The sequence below is a fragment of the Methyloceanibacter sp. genome, assembly GCF_058506495.1.
In genome coordinates, this window is sequence record NZ_JBZMXT010000168.1 from 1 (window position 1) to 2492 (window position 2492).

2 protein-coding genes are annotated in these 2492 nt (G+C 59.2%); both read right to left on the reverse strand.

The genetic code is table 11. The features are described 5' to 3' along the window. Positions 1 to 135 precede the first annotated feature (135 nt). Positions 136 to 1056: a DUF2950 domain-containing protein gene (locus tag AC33YF_RS13665; RefSeq protein ID WP_491777764.1), complete on the reverse strand. Its 921-nt coding sequence runs from the start codon at positions 1054 to 1056 to the stop codon at positions 136 to 138. Positions 1057 to 1103: 47 nt separating this feature from the next. Continuing rightward, the coding region (locus AC33YF_RS13670) for a DUF3300 domain-containing protein (RefSeq protein ID WP_491777765.1) at positions 1104 to 2492 on the reverse strand (1389 nt) is incomplete at its 5' end.

Genomic DNA, 2492 nt, shown 5'->3' on the forward strand with positions numbered 1-2492 from the left:
GCGCGGTATTGAGCGCGCCTCTTGCGAGAACGATGCTCCTGCGAGTTGCAGGCGCGCGCTTGCCACAGGTTGGGCGATGTTCGCAATGTTGACCTTGCGCGTCCTCAAGAAAAATATGGCGCGCCAACGGGTTGGCTATGGTGTCCGGGCAGGCTCCCAGCTGTCGTCGGGAGAAAACGTACCGATGCCGCTCGCAACATCAGCCGTAGCTTCGCCGAGGTCTTTTTCGAGAACCTCGCTGTCGCGGTTGACGATGAAGGTCATGATGCCGGAATTGTTGTATTCGGCTGGAAAGGCGATCAGCGCATAGCCGCCGGTCATGCGGCCATTCTCGACATAGTCACGCGCGCCGCCTTCGGCTTCGTCGCTTTGACTCTTTAGAATGCGGAAGTAGTAGCCGCGATAGGGCATCGGCCTGATACCGTCCGGTTTATAACCTTCGTCCGTAATCTCTATGAACTTTTTCGACAGCGGGCTCTCCTCGTCGCCCTCCTCTGTCGGCCAATAGAGTCCGTCCTTCTTGCCAGGAGAACTTATAAATCGCTGCGCATAGGCGGGGGGCTGCTCTCCATCGGGGTTGATAGAAGCGTATTTCTCCTGGGCCTTGACGTAGAGTTGGGCGGCTTCGATGGCCTGGAGTTCATTTCGTCCAATGCGACGGATGAGAATTTCCTCCAGACCTCCTTCAGTATCGAACTCCCATTTGCCGTCCTCCGTCCTGACAACGGGGATCGGGAAGGGCCAATCGTCATCGCCGAGCAGCAGGATTGCAAAGTCATCCCCTTCCATTTCGAGCTCATGGTGCTTGTCATAGGCTTCCATGAAGTTCTCTCGGGCGTTCTTGTCGGCGACCTCATCGCCCGAACTGATAACGTGTTGACCGTCAGGACCTAGGATATCGATCAGCTTGTCTTTCTCCCCACTGCGGGCTGCGCTGATAAGCGCTTCGATCGCAGCGTCAGGACTCGCGAATTGCTGACCCGCGTGTGCGTGCGCGCAGAGACCGAGTAGCGCTACTCCGAACACCGCGTAGCTGAGTTGTCGAATCAATGGCATACCATTCACCAGTATAGGTTTTCACTCGTTGCTTCTATGTTGTGACGCTACCGGCGTCGGCCACCGCCGCCCGCGCGGCGGCCGCCACCCCCGCGACTTCTCGAAACGTTTCGGCCGCCTGCGCTTGCACGGCCGCGCGACGAGGCCTTGCGCGCGCTGCTACCGCTGCTTTTCTTGAACGCATTCCCGCTCGGGCGGCTTTGCGGTTTCCTGGCCGCGGGTTTCGTGGCCGCGGGTTTCGTGGCCGCGAGTTTCTCGGATGCGGGTTTCTTGGCGGCAGGTTTTGCTGAAGCAGGTCCCTTCGCTGCGGGCTTGCTCGCAGGACTGTCTTTTAGGTTGGCTCTTCGGTCGCCACCACCTGCTGAAGGTCTGTTGCCTCCGGACTTTTTGAGACCAGCCTCGATATCACCCACGGAGGGCCGTTTGTTGCCGGCATTGCCTGGACGACTGCCGTCGCCAGGCCGCTTGTCAGCCAGGTTGCCGCCACCGGGACGACCTTCGCCCCCACCCGGCCGCTTCAGGCCGGCTTCAATGTCCCCGACAGTCGGACGCCCGCCGCCGTTGCCAGAACGATTACGGGAACCGGGACGGCCGTCACCGCCACCAGGGCGCCTATCGCCGACCTTGTCTCCGATGTTGTTCCGGTTGCCTTTGTTCTCAAACTTACTGCGAACTTCGTTGTTGTTGTACTGGACGCCCCGGCGGTGCTCGGAATTGTGCTCCCACTTCTGGACGTTGACGTTGTTGCGATTGATTGTGTTCCCGCTGATGTTGCGGTTGATATTCACATTGATGTCGTTGCGGCCCCAGTTGATGTTGTCGCCCCAAATCGCATTGCCTATGGCAAAACCCGCACTCCATACGAGCCCGGTCGCCAGTGCGCTGCCAAAGCGGTAGCCGGGCGGCGGTGGGTAATAGTACGGCTGATAGCTGGGATAGGGCCAAGTGCCGTAGACAACATTCGGATCGTAATACGGCACATAGACCTTCTCAGGATCGGTTGGCTGGATCGCAATCACTTCTTGGGTCTGTTCGCCTTGTGCCGCTGTCTCTTCGCCGCCCGAGGTTGTATCGGCGCTTTGCACCACCGTCTGCGTCACGGTCACGGTCTGCTGTGGGTTCGACTCAAGCGTACCAGCCTCTTTGGCGCGGGCGCGCAGGGCCTGAACAGCGTTCATCACATCCGATTGCTGCGCGAGCACTGCATCACCGAGTTTCTGCGTCCAGTCGAGATCCTTGTTCATCATCTCAAGGACATCCGGCACAGCGACGAGATCCTTCAGGCTATCGTCCCAATCCTGAGTCGCCAGCGCCGTTTGCAAGGCATCTCCCTCGAGGTCCTTGTTTTCCTGGTACCAGCGTTCCGCCTGTACGACTTCCAACGGATAGGTCGATGCGATTAGGACGTTCGCGAGAAGGGGATCCGAATAAAGCGC